The organism is Pseudomonas sp. AC169, from assembly GCF_979258515.1.
Genome location: NZ_OZ409866.1, coordinates 2,753,929 through 2,772,026, shown reverse-complemented (window position 1 = coordinate 2,772,026; position 18,098 = coordinate 2,753,929). Strand labels below are relative to the sequence as shown.

Annotated in this window: 14 protein-coding genes; 6 read left to right on the top strand and 8 right to left on the bottom strand. The window is 61.1% G+C overall.

Annotation, left to right across the window (positions count from 1 at the left end):
• The first annotated feature begins 102 nt into the window (after positions 1-102).
• Genes ACZZ0G_RS12575 through ACZZ0G_RS12555 form a run of 5 tightly spaced genes read left to right on the top strand, consistent with a single transcriptional unit; the run spans position 103 to position 6,825 of the window.
• Positions 103-2,172 carry a type VI secretion system Vgr family protein gene (locus ACZZ0G_RS12575; RefSeq protein ID WP_463556340.1) on the top strand — a complete coding sequence of 690 codons (2,070 nt, stop codon included), beginning with the start codon at positions 103-105 and terminating at the stop codon, positions 2,170-2,172.
• A complete protein-coding gene (locus tag ACZZ0G_RS12570) occupies positions 2,169-3,023 on the top strand; it encodes a DUF4123 domain-containing protein (protein ID WP_463556339.1) in 855 nt (284 codons plus the stop codon). Before ACZZ0G_RS12575 ends, ACZZ0G_RS12570 begins: the two co-directional genes overlap by 4 nt.
• Positions 3,024-3,040: 17 nt before the next feature.
• On the top strand, positions 3,041-3,802 hold the full coding sequence (locus tag ACZZ0G_RS12565; RefSeq protein ID WP_463558850.1) for a hypothetical protein: 762 nt from the start codon (positions 3,041-3,043) through the stop codon (positions 3,800-3,802).
• Between the two features lie 12 nt (positions 3,803-3,814).
• Positions 3,815-4,627, top strand: coding sequence for a hypothetical protein (locus tag ACZZ0G_RS12560; protein WP_463556338.1), 813 nt, complete (start codon positions 3,815-3,817; stop codon positions 4,625-4,627).
• An 11-nt stretch (positions 4,628-4,638) separates the two neighbouring features.
• A complete protein-coding gene (locus tag ACZZ0G_RS12555; protein ID WP_463556337.1) occupies positions 4,639-6,825 on the top strand; it encodes a lipase family protein in 2,187 nt (728 codons plus the stop codon).
• On the opposite strand, the gene ACZZ0G_RS12550 is transcribed toward ACZZ0G_RS12555, so the two are convergent.
• Genes ACZZ0G_RS12550 through ACZZ0G_RS12535 form a run of 4 tightly spaced genes read right to left on the bottom strand, consistent with a single transcriptional unit; the run spans position 6,822 to position 11,523 of the window.
• Positions 6,822-7,319 (bottom strand): GNAT family N-acetyltransferase, encoded by a 498-nt coding sequence (locus ACZZ0G_RS12550; protein WP_463556336.1) that lies wholly within the window; start codon positions 7,317-7,319, stop codon positions 6,822-6,824. The two genes, ACZZ0G_RS12555 and ACZZ0G_RS12550, sit on opposite strands and share 4 nt — an antisense overlap.
• An 11-nt stretch (positions 7,320-7,330) precedes the next feature.
• A complete protein-coding gene (locus tag ACZZ0G_RS12545; protein ID WP_463556335.1) occupies positions 7,331-9,427 on the bottom strand; it encodes an efflux RND transporter periplasmic adaptor subunit in 2,097 nt (698 codons plus the stop codon).
• Positions 9,428-10,747 (bottom strand): efflux RND transporter periplasmic adaptor subunit, encoded by a 1,320-nt coding sequence (locus tag ACZZ0G_RS12540; protein WP_463556334.1) that lies wholly within the window; start codon positions 10,745-10,747, stop codon positions 9,428-9,430.
• Positions 10,744-11,523 carry an efflux RND transporter periplasmic adaptor subunit gene (locus tag ACZZ0G_RS12535; RefSeq protein ID WP_463556333.1) on the bottom strand — a complete coding sequence of 260 codons (780 nt, stop codon included), beginning with the start codon at positions 11,521-11,523 and terminating at the stop codon, positions 10,744-10,746. The genes ACZZ0G_RS12540 and ACZZ0G_RS12535 overlap by 4 nt, the downstream gene beginning before the upstream one ends.
• 486 nt (positions 11,524-12,009) lie before the next feature.
• Here ACZZ0G_RS12535 and ACZZ0G_RS12530 point away from each other — a divergent pair, with 486 nt between their 5' ends.
• Positions 12,010-12,699: an NYN domain-containing protein gene (locus ACZZ0G_RS12530; protein ID WP_463556332.1), complete on the top strand. Its 690-nt coding sequence runs from the start codon at positions 12,010-12,012 to the stop codon at positions 12,697-12,699.
• Here ACZZ0G_RS12530 and ACZZ0G_RS12525 read toward each other — a convergent pair.
• From ACZZ0G_RS12525 to ACZZ0G_RS12510, 4 genes are all read right to left on the bottom strand, one after another.
• Entirely contained in the window at positions 12,680-14,245 is a 1,566-nt protein-coding gene (locus tag ACZZ0G_RS12525; protein ID WP_463556331.1) for an efflux transporter outer membrane subunit, read from the bottom strand. The two genes, ACZZ0G_RS12530 and ACZZ0G_RS12525, sit on opposite strands and share 20 nt — an antisense overlap.
• Complete coding sequence (locus ACZZ0G_RS12520) at positions 14,242-15,312, bottom strand: HlyD family secretion protein (protein WP_463556330.1); 1,071 nt, start codon at positions 15,310-15,312, stop codon at positions 14,242-14,244. Before ACZZ0G_RS12520 ends, ACZZ0G_RS12525 begins: the two co-directional genes overlap by 4 nt.
• Before the next feature lie 27 nt (positions 15,313-15,339).
• The gene (locus tag ACZZ0G_RS12515) at positions 15,340-16,878 is read right to left on the bottom strand and encodes an MFS transporter (protein WP_463556329.1); all 1,539 of its coding nucleotides are present in this window, start codon (positions 16,876-16,878) and stop codon (positions 15,340-15,342) included.
• Between the two features lie 190 nt (positions 16,879-17,068).
• Positions 17,069-17,986, bottom strand: a complete 918-nt coding sequence (locus ACZZ0G_RS12510) for a LysR family transcriptional regulator (protein ID WP_463556328.1) — start codon at positions 17,984-17,986, stop codon at positions 17,069-17,071.
• Positions 17,987-18,098 lie beyond the last annotated feature (112 nt).

Below are 18,098 nucleotides of genomic sequence, written 5' to 3'. Positions count from 1 at the left end.
GGCTCCAGAACGTTTTGCTGCGATTCGACCATGGACGGTCTATCGCCAGCGTTGCATCGACGTCGAGGAGCCTGTGCCCCGTCACAGGACAAGGAACAATGGATGTTCGACGCTAGCGCTCGTTTCAGTCTCACGCTCCACAACTTTAAACACGACCTGCAGGTCGCCTCGTTCAGCGGCAGCGAATCGATCAGCCAGCCCTACGCCATCGATGTTGAACTGGTCAGCGAAAGGGCCGACCTGCGCCTCGAAAGCCTTCTGCACCAGCCGGCCTATCTGGCTTTCGATACCGCAGGCCACGGCATGCATGGGGTCATCGACTGTATTGCTCGCGGCGATGCCGGCAAACGTCTGACCCATTACAGCCTGACGTTGGTGCCGCGTCTGGCGCAGCTGGCTCATCGCTTCAATCAACGCATTTTTCAGCAACTGACGGTGCCGCAGATCATCGCGCGCATCCTCCAGGAGCATGGCATTCAGGCCGACGTCTACCAGTTTCACCTCGGCGCCAAATATCCCAAGCGAGAATACTGCGTGCAGACCGCCGAGTCGGATCTGCATTTCGTCCAGCGTCTGTGCCAGGAGGAAGGTATCCATTATCACTTCCGCCACAGCCGCGAAAATCACCTGTTGGTGTTTGGCGACGACCAGACGGTGTTCCCCATCCTCGAGCGGCCCACCCCGTACAAACAGGAGCGCGGCCTGCAAGCCGAGGGCCCAGTGATCAAGCGTTTCAAGGTGCGACTGAAAACCCGCACCAGCCGCACCGCGCGCCGCGACAACGACTTTCGCAAGACCCGCATTGTGCTGGAATCCACGCACAAACCCGCCAGCGCACACCCGCAACCGGACCTCGAAGACTACCGTTACCCGGGGCGTTTCAGCGACGCCGAGCGCGGCAAACTGCTGACCCATCGAGCGCTGGAGCAACACCGCGCCGACTACCTGCAAGCCAAGGGTCGCAGCGATCAGGCGAATCTGGTGTGCGGGCATTTCCTGACGCTGTCCGAACACAGCTGCGTGGAATGGAATGACCTCTGGCTACTGACCAAAGTCACTCACGAAGGGCGCCAGCCACAAGTGCTGGAAGAAACCCTTGGCAGTGAATCAATCAGCAGTACGGATGACTTCGTGCAGGGCTATCGAAACCGTTTTGTTGCCACGCCATGGGCAGTGATTTACCGGCCGCCACTGCACTTTAAAAAACCGCGGATGATGGGCTGCCAGACCGCCGTGGTCACCGGCCCCGCCAGCGAAGAAATCCATTGCGATGCCTTCGGCCGGGTCAAGGTGCAGTTTTATTGGGACCGAGAAGGTGGCCACGACGACAACAGCAGTTGCTGGTTGCGGTTGGCGTCGAACTGGGCCGGCAACGCACACGGCAGCGTCATCCTGCCGCGCGTCGGCATGGAAGTGCTGGTGGATTTTCTCGAAGGCGATCCCGATCAGCCGGTGATCATCGGTTGCCTCGCCAACAGCGCCAACCCGGTGCCGTACGCACTGCCCGAGCACAAGACCCGCAGCGTGTTCCGCTCGCGCAGTTCGCCCGACAGCGGCGGCTTCAACGAGCTGCATGTCGAAGATCGCAGCGGCCGTGAACTGATTTATCTGCGCGCCCAGCGAGATATGCAGCAGCGGGTGGAACGCGACAGCCATCTGCACGTCGGCAACCACCGCCACGAAACCATCAAGGGCAACAGCGTCAGCGTGTTCGAGGCTGAAGAGCAGCGCACCGTCGCTGGCGACCGCAAGACCCGGCTCAATGCCAATGACTATTTGCACATTGCCGGCAACCGTCAGCAGCGCGTCGATCAGGTCATCGCGGTCGACGCCGGCCAGAGCATCCATATCAAGGCCGGTGTCCACGTGATTATTGAAGCCGCTGCCGGCATCAGCCTGAGTTCAGGCGGCCAGCACCTGGTGATCGGCCACGGTGGCATTTTCAGCAGCAGCGCGATCCAGATCGGCGGCGCGCCCGTGCCAGCGCCCGCCCTCGCCTCGGCCATGCCCAGCGGCAACGACGAGCTGTTGCCCCCCGAGCAACTGCCATTGGTGTTGGCGATCAGCCAACGCCGTCTGCTGGCGCAAAGCAAACGCTTGGATGCCGAATTCTGCCCGCTCTGCGAGGCATGCCGCGCGGGACTTTGCCCGACACAAGGAGCCGCCGCATGAGCCCTTCAACCGTGCAGCAGTGGCTGGCCGGGCAACGACGTCTTGGCCACGCGGTGTGTCTGGTGCTCGACTCAGAGGATGAGCGTGAGTTGCGCCAAGCGCTGATCACGCGCTTGAGGTATGACCAATACCTGAGCGTTTATGGAGAAACCGCGGTGGCCGATCTGGCCGATGCCGGGCCCTTCATCTTCACTGTCGAACCGCCGGATGAGCGCCTCCTCGATGCTTTGCTCACGCGACCGCAAAGTCATTGGGGCTGGCTCGCCAGCATCGCCCCCGGTGGGCTGTCGACGCTGGTCAAACATTGGCGCGAGCGCTTGCTTGTCGGCGTTCGTCCGCATCAGGCGCTGTACCGTTTTCACGATAACCGCGTGCTCGCCCGCGCACTGGCGCACTTGCCCACCGAGGCCGTGCCGGGCTATCTCGGCCCGGCCATCAGCGTGTGTTACTGGCAAGGCGCGCACTGGCACAGCCTCGACAACCCGACGCCGGGTACGCACCCGCTACCGCAACAGCCAATGTGGCTGCAACTGCCAGTGTCCGCCGAGCACAGCCGAGACATTCGCCTGGCCAACGCCCATCGCTACCTGTTGGCGGAACACCTCGCGGCCTACGTACAACTCGCCGCCAGGCAGGCGCCGGACGCTTGGCTACGCGAGCAAGTGATGCAGGCCGAAATCTGGGGTTGGAAGCAACCGGCGCAACTGCAGTTCTTGCTGGCCCAGAGCCTGCAAGCCACCGACTACAGCCTCGCGGCCCATTGGCAGACGAAGGCTGAGGAAACCCCGGATGAGCATTTTGAGCGGGTATTTCGACTGTCGGCGTTCTGGCAGGGCGAGGAGCCGCTATGAGTTGGCTATTGCGCGGCATGTTGTTGCTTGGGGGCTTGGGAATGGCGGCGGGTTGCGCCAATCATCCGCCCAACACCTTCACCTTCACCGCCGATCTGCCGCCGGACTTCGCCTACGTCGCAGTGGTGTATTACGGCCCGGAAAAGGGCGAAACCTGCACCGTCGACCGCCGCGAAAACATCGCGCCGGTGTTCAACAGCCAATGGCGCACCGAATACAAGCCAGATGCGGAAATCACCATTCGCCGAACCCGTAAGGGGTGCCCGTTGGTGATCAAGCGGATTGCGCTGCAAATCAATGCGACTTATGGAAAAACCCGAGGTGATTTCAGTCGCGACGAAGCCATGGTCTTCGTTCGCAATGACCTGAGCGAGCTGGATGAGCCGTTCCGGAACACCTTCAACGCGGACGGCGAACACACCTTTTACGGTCAGTGCCAGTGGTGGTTTCGCACCATGGGCAAGCCCCGCATTCTCCGAAAACTCCTTGATTGCAAAGCATCTGACCCGCAGGAAACACGAGGGCTGGGCAAAGCTTTCGGCGCTTATACCCTCGATCAACTGCCGGGCAAAACCGTGCGCATGAGAATCAGATTAGATAAGGAAGAAGAACCATCCATAGGCGACACCTGGGTCAAGGTGCCGAACGGCTGGAAGCGCTGTATGGGCGACAACTTTGAAGATCAATATGCCTTTTGTTACGGAAATCATAAGGACTTCAGCACATTCAAAATGGTCGATGGGCGTACTTGCACCATTTATCCCGGATGCACGGAATAAGGAATTCTCGACATGACGTCATCGAAAAAAGAACCAAGCAAACCTTCCCGAACACTGCGCATGTTGGCATCAGGTTGCGGTCTCGCACTCCTCGCCAGTTGCGCCAAGCACCCGCCAAACACCTTCACCTTCACCGCCGATCTGCCGCCGGACTTCGCCTACGTCGCAGTGGTGTATTACGGCCCGGAAAAAGGCGAAACCTGCACCGTCGACCGCCGCGAAAACATCGCGCCGGTGTTCAACAGCCAATGGCGCACCGAATACAAGCCTAATGCGGAAATCACCATTCGCCGAACCCGCAAGGGGTGCCCGTTGGTGATCAAGCGAATTGCGCTGCAAATCAAGTCGGCATACGGCAAGGACTGGAGCGACATCAGTGGCGACGAAGCCATGGTCTTCGTTCGCAATGACCTGAGCGAGCTGGATGAGCCGTTCCGGAACACCTTCAACGCGGACGGCGAACACACCTTTTACGGTCAGTGCCAGTGGTGGTTTCGCACTATGGGGCCAAACCGACGCATCGTGAAACTCCTCGACTGCAAAGAATCCGACCCGCAGGAAACAAGAAGGACGGGTAAAGCCTTCGGCGCCTACACGCTCGATCAACTGCCGGGAAAAACCGTGCGCATGAGAATCAGATTGGATAAGGAAGAGCGGCCCGCTTGGGGAGACACATGGGTCAAGGTGCCGAATGGCTGGAAGCGTTGTCTGGGCGAAAACTTTGAAGACCAGGACGCATTCTGCAGGGGTAATCACACCGATTTCAGCACATTCAAAATGGTCGATGGGCGTATATGCACCATTTATCCAGATTGTACGGAATAAGGAGCCTCGACATGACGTCACTGGAAAAAGAACTGCAATCACCGCTGGGTAGTCGCTCTTTGTCCTGCCCGGCGGGAGGTTACGAGACCAGCTTTCAGTTAGTTGACGAGTTCGGCTCGGGTGAGCCCTACGCAGGATTGACCTATGAAGCTACTGATTCGGAAGGAATGAAATACAAAGGCCACTTGGATGCAACCGGTACCGGTAAAGTGGAGAACCACTTTGCTGGGCCGGTCTCATTATTGTTTGATCAGAAATACGAGGGGCCGGAGAAGGTGTATACCCGGGCAATGGAAAGACCTCACTACCCACTGAAAATCACCGAACTCCAGGTCCGCGCCGAACAAACTCGATACATCAATCCAAATGCCAGCCGCACCCGCGAAAAGCCGAATCTGGACCGTGCCGCAAACTTCTTTCAGGTCGAGGTCCGCCATCTGGTCAGGCACGCCGCGCATCTGCCGCCAGAAGTCTATCGCTCTTTCCCCGTCGATTCCGGATGCGCTGCGGTCATGGGCGAGCACGGCAAAACTGGCGTAGCCATTACGCCCAACCAGCACACCGTACTCGAGGTACGGCCACTGCGCGCCTTGCGCCCAATGCTGTCGAGCGCCCCGGAGTTCTGCGCGCTCAACCTGTATCAACTGGCGCTGATGGCCACGTTGAGCTACTGCCCGTTTGGGCAGAAACCCGAGGTGCCATCCGCCGAGACCCTGAGCGTCGCATTCCCATTGCAGCCAAGCGTCGGCAGCTGGTTTGGCGATGCGCTGGCCAAGTTCGATGAACTGTGGAAAGTCGACTCAGCGCAAACCAAAGCCTATTACCCATTGTACGAGGATGTGCCCTATTCGAAACGCCTGGAGATCGTGCCATTCGATCCAGTGCTCTATGCGGTCAACAGACCCAACCAACAGGGCGAACTGGAACACCCCGCCAGCGTCCACTTTCTCGACGATATCGGCCAAGGAGACAGCACCGACACTCAGGCTTTCATCACCCACAACGACGAACTGATCCTCATCTCCGTGCGCGGCACTTTCGAAATTGTTGCCGATGGGTTACGCGATGCTGACGCGCTGCAAGTACCGTTTGAGGAGGGAGAAGGAAAAGTGCACCGAGGGTTTTATCAGGCAGCCAAGAAAGCTGCAGCTTTCTCGGTGAGTTATCTCGACAGGTTTTATACCGGCCAAACACTCCTGATTTGCGGCCACAGCCTCGGTGGTGCCGTCGCGCTACTGCTCTCTGAAATGCTGCGTCGAAGAGCGGACTTCAACTACACCATCCACCTCTACACTTACGGCGCCCCCCGTGCCGGCGACTCCCGCTTCACCACCGGCGCAGCCGATCTGGTGCACCACCGCATGGTCAACCACAACGACCCGGTGCCCAGCGTGCCCGGCAGCTGGATGAACACCAAGGCCGGCGTGTTCGGTGCCGGAGCCGCGCTGACTTTCGTCAACGTGCCGGTCGGCCTGTCGACGTTCGTGGCAGGCATCACCAACTGGACGGGAGAAGCCTACGCCCACCATGGTTCCTTGCGCCATGCGATGCCGGTGGAGTTCGGCCGGCAGCAGACGTCTTCGATCCTGTGGCAGCCCGGTTGCGATGTCATCACCCAGCACGCCGCCTGCAATGTCGCCCTGCAGATGCAACACGGCTTGCCGGATCGCCCTAATATGCTCTCGCAGATTTTCCATGCCGGTAATCACTTGATGGTCGGCGGCTACGTGCCCGCGTGCTGGGCGGCGTTAAGGCGTTGGCAGGAGGCTTATGAAGCGAAACGCACGCTGGTCACTGATCGCGAATTCGCCTGGGTCAATTCAGCCCTGACCCGCATCACCGAGCAGTTGCGCAGCAAGCAACGCGACCTTTCGGCACGGCCAGACGCCTATGTACGCACGCGCCAACCGGTGATTGCTGCGATCAACCACGAGATCGATAACATCCAGACCACCCGACAGCGTCTGGAGTCGTTCCGCTACCAGCGCGTCAGCGCAATGGATGTCTACGGCTCACTGGCCGAGGAAGCCGATCAGCTCGCCGAAAGCCTGCCGCGCTGGCGAGCGCACCCGGAGAATCTGCTTGCCGAGCAACTCGCCATGGCCCCGGATCACGCCACCGATGATCCGCTGCTGAAGTCCATCTACGGGCATACCATCGGCGCCCCGCACACGCTGGATCTGGATTCGATCATTTAGCCCTGTGGATACCAGACCAGTCGCTCCGCCGCCGGATTGCTTTCTTCAACCGCAAACCCGAGCGCGAGGTAATGCCGTCGCGCATGGGGATTGCTGGTCCAGACCACCGTTGCCACCGGACAACGAATCTGCTGCGCGGCTTTCTGCACGCCTTGCAGCACGGCGCGGCCATAACCCTGGCCGCGCGCCTGCGGAATGAACGCCAGGTACAACACGCGAATCTCGTTGGCGCCGAAATCGGTGCTCAACGCGCCGATGACGCTGCCGAGTTTTTCCACCACGTAGTGCATGGCGTTGGGGTAGTTGTCGCCCATGCCCTGTTCCTGCACCTGGAACTGCTGCGCGACCAGTTGCTGCACCTGTTCCGGCTCGCCGTCGATCCATTGCAGATCCGGCCGCGCCGTCTGATACAGACTTTGCAAAAACGGCCCATCGGTCGTCCGCGCAGGCCGCACCACCAATCCTTCTGCCGCCACCGCTGCGTTGTCCGCCATCGTGCTCTCCGTTAGAAACCGCTTTCCCTGACTCCCAGCGCCGCCATTCGTCGCCAGACTACGCCGAGCAGCGACTCGCCGCTGCCCTGCAACACCACCACGCCGCGCAACGGTTGCACCGGTGTCGGCGCCGTATCGAGCACGCTGAGCCGCGCGCCGTATTGCGCCTGCACCGGTTCCGCACGCTGTTGTTGATCGCGGCGCACGGCAATCGGCCCGTGATGATCGGAGGTCAGCGCCTCCTGATCGACGTAGGCCACGCCGTTGGTGTCGATTTCATTCAGCTGCACGGCCAGCGCCGGGTGCATCGGGTCATCGGCGATGAAGCGGCCGCTGGCGCCGGGTTTGACTCGCCACAACTCGGCCTCGGCGAGATAACCGCGCAGGCGTGCGCCGTCCTCGACCACTCGGGCCAGCGCATCGCGGGTCGACAACCAGCGCCCGACCGTCATGTTCGGCAGCAGGTCACGCACGCTGCCGGCCTGCGGTGCGCGCAACAACAGGCGCTCGCGTTGCGCCGTCAGCCCACGGTACTCGGCGACCGCCTCTGCCAGCCGCTGCTCGACAATGCCGGCATCGGCAGCGGTTTCGCTGCGACTGGCCTGGCGGCGCATCAGCAACTGCTGGATCTGGATTTCCCGACGCACGATCGCCAGTCGCGATTCGAGATCCGGCGATTCCAGTTCAATCAGCACATCGCCCTGAGCGACTTTCTGCCCGTCCGCCACGTTCACTGCTTTGACCCGCGCCGCCGTCGGCGCGTGCAGGGCACTGGCGCGCCCGGCCTCAAGCATCGTCGGCAATTCCACCGAGCTGCGCCACGGCACGATCAGCACCAGCAACAACCCGAGCAGCGCCAGCGCACTGAGCAACACGCGCGGGCCGTGCGCCTGTTCGCGGCGACTCCACCACTGGCGCCACTCACGCATGATCGGCAGAAAAATGAACCACACCAGTTCCACCAGCATCAGGAAGATCCCCAATACCTTGAAGAACAGGTGATAGACCGCCAGCGCGATCCCGAAAAACAACGCCGCACGCCACAACCATGAGCCATACCCCCAGATCAGCAAACGCCGTTGCATCTTCGGCGACCACGGCTCCGGCGCCGGGGCGCCATAACCGAACAAAAATTCACGCAGGCGCCAGCGACACAGCGCAAATGCGCGACCCTGCAAATTGTCGACTTCCCAGAAATCACTGATCAGAAAATAACCATCAAAACGCATGAACGGATTGAGGTTGACCACCAGCGTGGTGATCCACGTGGCGCTGGCGAGCATGAACGCCGCCGTGCGTCCCGGCCCATCTGGCAGCAACGACCATGCGAGTAGCGCAAGACACGCCAACAGCAATTCCGCGAGCACACCGCCGGCACCGATCAGCAATCGCGCGCGGCGATCATTGACTCGCCAGGCATCGCTGACATCGGTATAGAACATCGGTAGCAAAACCATGAACGCCACGCCCATGCTCTGCACTCGACACCCGGCGCGCTTGGCCATGAACGCATGGCCGAATTCGTGACAGAGCTTGGCAAAGAACAACGCCACGCCAAACGCCAATGCGCCGCCGAGGCTGAACAGGTGCGGAAACGTCCCGACAAAACGCTGCCAGTCGCGCGAGACCAGAAACACGCCCAGCGCCAAGGTCGCCGGCAAACCGTAGCGCAGCAGGCGCGGGCCGAAGCGCTCCAGCCACGGCCACGCGCGATTGAGAAATGCGTCCGGGCGCCACAGCGGTATGCGGAAGAACAGATATTGATGCAGGAGGATTTGCCACAGGCTTTGCTTTTGCGCCAAGGCCTTGAGGCGGTAGCTGGCGCGCTGTTGATCGTCGAGCGCAGAGATCAAATCGTGGCCGCGAAGAAATTCCAGCAACTGCTCAAGCTCCGTGCCGTCCAGCGGCAAGCCCGGCTCACGATTGGCTGCGCGCAAGACTTGCTCGGCGTCACCCAGGGACCAGTGGCGCAACAGACGCATCGCCGCCGCGCCGAGCTTGAAGTAACGGCCGCGCACCGGATCGGCGAGGGTCCAGCGCGGCGAACCGTCCAAGGCCGGCGCCGCGGGCGACAATTGCAGGTCGGCACGCAGGCTCGGCAGGTTCATTTAGAGGCCCACGCTCTGGCGCAAACCGGCCAGTGGCCGACGCAGCAGGTACAACGCCAGTGGCGCGCGATCACCGAAGATTTTCGCTGTGCCGCGCAGGCCGATACGCGGCGGCGCCTCGGTAAAATTGGCGTCGAGCCGATAGGCCAGTTGCCCGCCCGCCGTCGGCTGCGCCTCGTACGCCGAGCGTTCCAGTGTGGCGAGATGGCGCTTCAGCGGATCGCTGTCGAGAAACAACGCCACTTCGGCGCCGGGCTCCAACGAGATCGCATCGCCCACCGCCAGTTCGATGCGCAGTTCAGCCTGGCCTGGATCGGCGATGTCCATCAGGCGCTCGCCGGTCTGCACCGGTTTGCCGGTCAAACGCTCGGCGTCGGCGAACACCGCAATGCCGTCGCGCTCGGCGCGCACTTCGCTGCGCTTGAGCAACTCGCGGGCGTAGTCGCGCTCGGCGCGTTTCTGCTCGGCACGGGCGGCAAGCAAGTCGACTTTTGCACTCGACTCGGCATCGGCAAACGAGCGCTGGGAATTGGACTTCAGCTCAGCTTCGGCCACCCCCAGCGCACGTTCGGCGACATCGGCCTGCGCCTTGAGTGTGGTGCTTTCGAAACGCACCAGCACATCGCCGGTTTTCACCGTTTGATTGGGTTTGACCAGAAACTCGGCGATCACCCCGTCCAGCGGCGCCGCCACCACGCGGCCGCCCAGTGGCACCACCTCAGCCGGAGCCAGCACCGATTGGCGCACCGGGATCAACAGCCCGAGCAACAGCACCGCGAGCAACGCCACCTGACGTTTACGGGTCCAGCGCAGCCGCCACGGTTTGCGGGGTTGCAGCGCCAGCCAGGCGTGGCTGTAGGTATCGCCCAATTGCGACAACAAGACTTGTTCGGAAGGGTTCCACGGCACATCGCGGGCCAGCCATAAACCGCCAAATACCTGCGCGTCGCGATCAACCAGCGGTAACCAGAACACCTGCGCAGCGGACAGACTGCGCCAGTCGGCCTGGATCGATTCGCTGAGTAGTTCCGGCGCGATCACCCGCGCCTGTTTCAGCACATCCTGCTTGAACAACTGCGCCACGGCCTGCTCGACGAACGCCACGAACGGCGCATTGGGCTCGACCGCACTGATGCCGGTCACGGCTTGTACCTTGCCGGCGATCAACAACGCGGCATGGCGAAAGCCAAACAACGACTGGCCGTCATTGACCAGACTGTAGGCCAGTTGCGCGGCATCACTGGCGGCGCGGGTCTGGCGTTCAAGGTCGAGAAACCGCGCGAACACCTGCTCGGCACCGCCGCTCACCGGGGCGTTCACTTAAGCACCGGGAAACGCGCGGTGCCGCTCATGCCGGCCAGCAAACCTTTGGCTTCAGGAAGTGTGGCGACCAGCAACAGGGTCTGACTGCCCTCATCGATGCGCGCGCCGAGGCGTTTGACCGTGGCGTCGATCGGCTGGCCGGTTTCATCAGGAACGAAGCTGAAGGTCTGGCCGGGCTTGAGTCTGGCCATCCAGCGCGATGGCACCAGCAAATGAATTTCCAGGGTGCGGTTATCGACGACATCGAGCAGCGGCGCGCCGGCCGGCACGCTTTCATAGCGCTGCACTTTGCGCTCGACCACTTGTCCATCGAACGGCGCGACCACGCTGCAGCGCTTGACCTGCACTTGGTACACCTGGGATTGCGCCTGGGTTTCGCTGACCTTGGCCTCGGCCCGCGCCACTTCGAAACGCCCGACGGAATTGAGTGCAGCCAACTGCTTGTTGTGCGCCAGCTCTTCACCGGCACCGCGACTGGCCGCCTGCGCAGCATTGAGCTGGGCCTGATAGGCCGAGCAATCGAACTTCGCCAGCGTATCGCCCTTCTTGAACGACTCGCCCTCACTGAACGGCAACTCGACAATCCGCCCGGAAAGCTCACTGGCCAGCGTCGCCTGATCGCGCGCGCGCAACACCCCCCGCGCCTCACTGCTCGCGGCGGTCGCCCCGGATGCCGGGTTATCCAGCAGCGGATCGTCTGGCCCGGGCGTTTGCGCCTGAACCGCACACGTTACTAAGGTCAATCCGACAACCCAACCACGAAAACGCTGCATAACCGCTACTCCCTGACGGATGTGCGGAGTCTACGACAGCGGGGGTTAGCGTCAAGCGAAAGGCCATCACTCCATGGAAATGTAATGTTTCAAAAGAGAAAGCCGCTCAATGACCGTTTAAGAGATGTAGGCAAATTCCGGCGTCCTACACGAGTTGGGGATACTACCGATTGCTCACTGCGAAAACGGCGATAGACAGGCTACCTATGGAAGTAAACGCGGGCCGAATGTACCTCTTTCTGCAACAACTTCTAATATTGGCGCCCTTAAATGGCTTGACCCTAGTCGGCATTGGTAGCCAAAACTGGCAAGCCGGTGCTGGAAATAAACCAGTGGAGTGAGCCCGCAATTATTTGGTGATTGACCTGCATGACGCACTCAATCTAGGATTGCCTTACTCAACCCCGTACGTAGCGATTCAGTTCGCTGGCAGTTGGGGATGAAAAAACCGGCTTAGGCCGGTTTTTTCGTTTCTGAGGATTTTTTGTGCGCACCGCATTTTTTGTTGATGGCTACAACCTGTTTTACGGCTTGCTCGCTGGCACACCCTATAAATGGCTGAACTTGCACAGCCTGCTGACGCATATTGCCCTCATCGAAAACCCTCAGAGCTCAATAGTCTCGATTGACTACTTCACTTCTCCAATCAAACCCCAGTTGGCAACTCGCGGCCGCGTTTCCAAGGAAGCACAAGATGCGTACATAAGGGCATTGCGAGCGAGCAAAGTCACCGTGCATTTCGGACGGCATCAATTAGAGCCAGCCAAAGCACCAAGGTTTATAGATAGGAACACCCATGCGTCACGTCAGGACAAAGTCGATATCTGGAAACTGGAAGAAAAAGAAACCGATGTGCATATAGCAATCAGCATGTATCGCACTGCAAGCCGGCAAACAATGTCCGAAGGTGCGGGGCGCATTGATCAAATCATTCTGGTTTCCAGTGATACCGACATGACACCTGCTCTGAAGGCGCTCCGAACAGATTTTCCTGCCCTGATCATTGGGGTGATCCTTCCTCATCGGACCGGATCTATCCGCCCTCCCCCAGGCTCATTGAAAGACAACTCAAACTGGTTGAGACGCGTTATTTCGACTGAAGAGCTGAGACTTCATCAGTTTCCAAACCGAGTAGCTACTCACAAAAAACCAGCGATCAAACCGGATTATTGGTAGCCATTTGGCCCACCGGATACACCGACTCCCATCCCCCACCCAACGCCTTGTACAACCCGACCATCGCCAACGAAACGCCGGTCGAACTCTCCACCCACTGTTCCTGCGTGGCCAGCAGCGCGCTTTGCACGGTGAGGACGTTGACGAAATCGACCACGCCTTCGACATATTGCTGTTGCGCGGTGCGCAGGGCGATCTGGTTCTGGCGAACGGCTTCGGCGAGGCTGTCGCGGCGGCGCTGACTGGCGTTGTAGGCGGTCAGTTGATCGTCGATTTCGTGCCAGGCACGCAGTACGGTTTGCTGGTAGGCGACGGCGGCTTCCTGCTGTTGCGCTTCACGCAGTTGCAGCATGCCGCGAAGGCGTCCACCGTCGAACAGCGGCAAGCTGAATTGCGGGCCGATTCCGAAGGCGCGAGAACCCCAGGAACCAAAATCGCTGAGTTGCATGGCTTGCGAGCCGAGGTTGCCGGACAGGGTAATGCGCGGATAGAAATCGCCTTTGGCCACGCCGATATTGGCAGTAGCGGCGTGCAGGCGCGCTTCAGCCTGACGGATGTCCGGACGACGCACGGCCAGTTGCGACGGCAGGCCGATGGCGACTTGCAGCGGCGACTGCGGTACGGCGGCGTCTGTGGCTAACTCTTTCGCGAGGGCCTGTGGCGGCTCGCCCATCAGCAGGCTGATTGCGTTGATCAGTTGCGACTGACGTTGTTCCAGCGCGGGCAGGCGCGATTCGATGGCCGCGACTTGCGCGGCGGCTTCAGCGACGTCGAGGTCAGTCGCCACGCCATCGGCCAGTCGTAGTTGCGAGAGTTTCAGGCTGTGCCGGGCGACATCGAGGTTCTGCTCGGTGACCGCGCGGGTGTTCTGCACGCCGCGCAGTTGAATGTAGTTTTGCGCCGTGTCGGCAAGCACCGCCAGCAACACCCCGCGACGGTCGTTTTCGGCGACTTCGAGGTTGGCATCGGCAGCTTCGGTTTCACGGCGCACGCGGCCCCAGAAATCCAGTTCCCATGAGGCGGAGAATCCGGCGTCCCACAGGTTGAAGGCGGAATCGCCGTTGTGTCCGGACGGGTCGCTCAGGCCTTTGCCGCTGTTGCGTTCGCGCGCATAGCTGCCGGTGGCCGCAGTGTTTGGATAGCGGTCGGCGGTGATGACCTGGCGAGCGGCGCGGCTTTGTTGCAGACGGCTGCTGGCCAGTTGCAGATCGAGGTTGCTCTGCACTGCACGCTGAGTCAGCGCCGAGAGTTGCGCGTCGTGAAAGACTTCCCACCAGCGTTCGTTCAGGGGTTCGCTGACGGCCTGACTCGGGGCGGACTTAGCGGGTTTGGCCCAGTCGGTGATTTGCGTGGCTTCAGGCTTTTGGAAGTCGGGGCCGACAGTGCAGGCGGTGAGACTCACTGCGAGCAAGGCACTCAAGGTGATTTGCTGCCATTGGCCTCTTCGCGAGCAGGCTCGCTCCCACAGGGGATTTGTGGTGGTGCCGAGGTCCAATGTGGGAGCGAGCTTGCTCGCGAAGGCGCCAGTCGATTCAACACGGCTCATCGCTGAGTCACCTCACGCACCGACGTCGCCGAACTGCGCGTATCGATACTCGCCTCCACCGACATCCCCACGCGCAACCGTTCGGCCAGCGGCTGACCCGGATCGAGCATGATTTTCACCGGAATCCGCTGCACCACCTTGGTGAAGTTGCCGGTGGCGTTGTCCGGTTTCACCGCCGCAAAAGTCACACCGGTCGCCGGGGCAATACTTTCGACGCGACCACTCAACGCCTCGCCGCCGAGGCTGTCGACACGGACCTGCACTTCCTGACCCGGCTGCACGTCAGTCAGTTGCGTCTCCTGAAAATTCGCCACTACATAAGCCTGCTTCAGCGGCACCACCGCCAGCAGCTTGCTACCCGGCGTCACATAGGCACCGACGCGCACGGCCCGTTCGCCGATCATGCCGTCCTGCGGCGCAGTGATGCGCGTGTAGGAGAGTTCGAAACTGGCGATTTCCAGTGCCGCTTGTGCGTGTTTCAGGCTGCCTTCGGCGGCGTCACGTTGAGCGGTGAGGATATCGACTTGCTTGCGCTCTGCCGCCAGTTTCGCGGTAGCGGTGTCGAGATGCGCCGTGGCCTGATCGATGCGCGTGCGCGCCTGTTGCGCGTTTTGCACGGTTCCGGCGCCTACGCCCGCCAAGTGGTTGTAGCGATTCAATTCCTGCTGAGCAAAGGCCATTTCAGCCTTGGCCGACACCACCGAGGCTTGCGCCTGGGCGATCACCGAGGTCTGGCGTTCCAGCGTCGCTTTGGCGTTCTGCAATTGCGCACGCGCCACCAGCGTTTGCGCATCCGCCGCTTCCGCCGAGGCACGCAAGTCGCGATCATCGATCAGCGCCAGCAATTGCCCAGCCTTCACCTGCTGGTTGTCTTCCACCAGCACCTCCTTGATGAAACCGGCCACACGCGGTACCACCAAGGTGTAGTCGGCGGAGACGAAAGCGTCGTTGGTATTTTGCTGGGTCCGTTTGCCAAACACGCCGGGCAGCGCCAGATAAACCAGCACGCCGACCGCCAGTGCGGCGGCGATGGCTACCGCGAGTTTTTGCTTTGCTTGAGTCGTCATAAAAACCTTCATTGTTCAGTGCAGCAATCAGGTCGGCGCGCGGGGCGGAAAGATCCGCGTCGGCAGCCAGAAAATCAGCAGGATCAGCGCCACGGCGACGCCAGCCATGCACACATAAAGATCGGATGCGGTCAGCACCACGGCCTGTTCGTGCAGGCGATGGGCGAGGCCCGGATCGCTGCGGTCGGCCAGCGGCGAATTGCCGAGGCTGTCGACCAACATGGTCGAGTGGAAATGCAGACGCGCGGTGGTCAGCGCTTCGATCACGCCGGTAGCGACCACGGCTGCCAAGCCTTTCACCGTGTTGAACCACGCGGAGGCGAACGGCCCGTCCTGCGGTTGGATGCTGCCAGTGGACAACATCAACAGCGGCAACACCGACATCGGTTGACCGAAGATCTGCAGCCATTGCAGGACGTAGAAATTGTCGCGAATCCATTCCGAAGTCAGCAGCGATCCGCCCAGGCAGGACAGCGTCAGCATGCTCAAACCGATGCCAAGCACCCAGCGGCAATCGACCCAGCGCAGGTTGCACAACGCTGCCACCAACGGCAGCGCAATCAGTTGCGGCAATGCGGCGATCAGCATGATCGGGGCAGTCTGCGCCGGCCGATAACCCTGCACCTGCGCCAGATAACTCGACGGAATCAACACCACCGCCTGCAGAACGACCAGCACACCGGCCAACGTCATCAAGGCGAACGACAGGTTGCGAATACCGAGCATCTGCAATTTGAAAAACGGAATCGGCTGCGACCACTCGTTGATCAGAAACGCCACCAGCAGCAGCGAACCGGCGCCGAGCAATCCACAGATCAGGCTCGACTCGAACCAGTCCAGTCGATTGCCCTGCAACAAGCCGATCACCAGCATGCAGATCGCCGGAAAGCCCAGCAGCAGGCCTTTCCAGTTGAACGACTTGAGGCGCTCCAGACGCAGTGGATCCTGCGGCAAGCCATACGCCACAGCGGCCATGGCGATCAGGCATGGCACGATGATCTGCCAGAACGTCCATTGCCAGCCGACGTACTCGGTCCACAATCCGGCCAGTGGCGTACCGAGGCCCGGGCCGAACGTCGCCGTCAGCGCATAACCGGCCAGGCCGTAAAGTTTGATGTTGGCCGGCAAAAAGCGCAGCGCGACGGTCATTAGCATCGGCGGTAACGCGCCGCCGGCCAGACCTTGCAGGATGCGCATCAACAGCAGGCTTTCGTAGTTCGGCGCGAACGGGCAGAGCACGCCGAGCAAGGTGAACAGACCGATTGCGCAGAGGGTGAAGCGGCGCAGCGAGAAGGTCACCGAACACCACGGCGCAAAAGCCATGGCCGCGACCGAGGTGGCGGTGTAGCTGGCGACCAGCCAGGTGCCTTCGTCGTAACCGATGTTCAACCCGCCACGGATGTCGGCCAGGGCCACTTTGGTGACCATCTCGTTAAGGCCCGACACCAGCACCGCCAGCAATACGCCGACCAGGCCGATGATGATCCGCGCCCCGAACACCGGTGGCGTGATCGCCTTTGCCGGGCTGGCCGCAGCGATGGGCGCTGCCGCCGTCAGGGATGTCATGAATACACACTCCGAAGGGAAAAATACCGGAGCATCTTAGTCGGGCTTGGCAATGACGAAAATTGACTTATTGGCAGGTTATAAGTGCGTCAGACGCAATCATTAAAGCAAAAGATCGCAGCCTTCGGCAGCTCCTACAGGGATATGCATTTCAATGTAGGAGCTGCCGAAGGCTGCGATCTTTTGATCTTCAGGGCTGTGCCGCCAACCACGTTTCGTCGCAGCAGGTCTTTAGGGTTTCACGCAGCCAGCGATGCGCCGGATCCTTGTCGAAGCGCGGGTGCCAGGCCTGGGTCAGCATCAGGGTTGGCAATGGAATCGGCAGGTCGAACGAGCGCAGCTTCAAGCCGAGCCGACGCACGCTGAGCAGCGCTTCCTTGGGCACCGGCAAGATCAGGTCGGAATCCGGCAGCGCGAACATCGCCGCATGGAAACTCGGCGCGATCACCGCCACGCGCCGCTCCAGGCCCAGCGCATTCAGCGCGGTATCAATCGGGCCACGGGCAATGCCACGACGCGACATGCTGATATGGGAGAACCCGGCGTAGCGTTCGGCAGTGATTTCGCCATTCAGCAACGGATGGTCCTCACGCACCAAGCCAACGAAATGCGTGGAAAACAGGTTCTGCACTTTGACTTCAGGGGTGACGGGCCGGGTGTTGCTGACGCTCAGATCGATGCGGCCCTCGCGCAGAGCCTCATCGTCGCCATCGCCTTCCGGGACGAAGCGCAGCTCGCAGTGCGGCGCCAGTTGATCGAGGGTGTCGAACAGCTTGCCGCCGTAGACGCCGATGAAGAAGTCGTTGGCGCGGATGCTGAAGCGCCGCCGCAGCGTGCCCAGCTCCACGCTGTCGGCAGAGCGGAACAGCAGCGCGGCTTGCTCGACCACATCGCGGACTTGCTCGCGCAACTCAAGCGCCTTGGGGGTCGGCACCAGGCCACGACCGGCCCGCACGAGGATCGGATCGCCGATGGCTTCGCGGATTCGCGTCAGCGTGCGGCTCATGGCGGCCGGGCTGAGGTTCATCCGCCGCGCAGCGCCGACCACACTGCCCTCGTCGAGCAACGCGTCGAGGGCGACCAAAAGGTTCATGTCCGGGAGTTGCATGCTGAGCACTCGTGGCCGATCAGGATTGATCTTGGTGCAATGCTAGCAGATCAAAAGATCGCAGCCTTCGGCAGCTCCTACAGGGGATCGCATTCCATGTAGGAGCTGCCGA

What these genes read in the sequence shown, in the direction of transcription:
- ACZZ0G_RS12565 (WP_463558850.1), top strand. Translation starts at nt 3,041, where the DNA reads ATGTTGTTGCTTGGGGGCTTGGGAATGGCGGCGGGTTGCGCCAATCAT.
- ACZZ0G_RS12575 (WP_463556340.1), top strand. Translation starts at nt 103, where the DNA reads ATGTTCGACGCTAGCGCTCGTTTCAGTCTCACGCTCCACAACTTTAAA.
- ACZZ0G_RS12545 (WP_463556335.1), bottom strand. Translation starts at nt 9,427, where the DNA reads ATGAACCTGCCGAGCCTGCGTGCCGACCTGCAATTGTCGCCCGCGGCG.
- ACZZ0G_RS12535 (WP_463556333.1), bottom strand. Translation starts at nt 11,523, where the DNA reads ATGCAGCGTTTTCGTGGTTGGGTTGTCGGATTGACCTTAGTAACGTGT.
- ACZZ0G_RS12570 (WP_463556339.1), top strand. Translation starts at nt 2,169, where the DNA reads ATGAGCCCTTCAACCGTGCAGCAGTGGCTGGCCGGGCAACGACGTCTT.
- ACZZ0G_RS12510 (WP_463556328.1), bottom strand. Translation starts at nt 17,986, where the DNA reads ATGCAACTCCCGGACATGAACCTTTTGGTCGCCCTCGACGCGTTGCTC.
- ACZZ0G_RS12525 (WP_463556331.1), bottom strand. Translation starts at nt 14,245, where the DNA reads ATGAGCCGTGTTGAATCGACTGGCGCCTTCGCGAGCAAGCTCGCTCCC.
- ACZZ0G_RS12550 (WP_463556336.1), bottom strand. Translation starts at nt 7,319, where the DNA reads ATGGCGGACAACGCAGCGGTGGCGGCAGAAGGATTGGTGGTGCGGCCT.
- ACZZ0G_RS12560 (WP_463556338.1), top strand. Translation starts at nt 3,815, where the DNA reads ATGACGTCATCGAAAAAAGAACCAAGCAAACCTTCCCGAACACTGCGC.
- ACZZ0G_RS12515 (WP_463556329.1), bottom strand. Translation starts at nt 16,878, where the DNA reads ATGACATCCCTGACGGCGGCAGCGCCCATCGCTGCGGCCAGCCCGGCA.
- ACZZ0G_RS12555 (WP_463556337.1), top strand. Translation starts at nt 4,639, where the DNA reads ATGACGTCACTGGAAAAAGAACTGCAATCACCGCTGGGTAGTCGCTCT.
- ACZZ0G_RS12520 (WP_463556330.1), bottom strand. Translation starts at nt 15,312, where the DNA reads ATGACGACTCAAGCAAAGCAAAAACTCGCGGTAGCCATCGCCGCCGCA.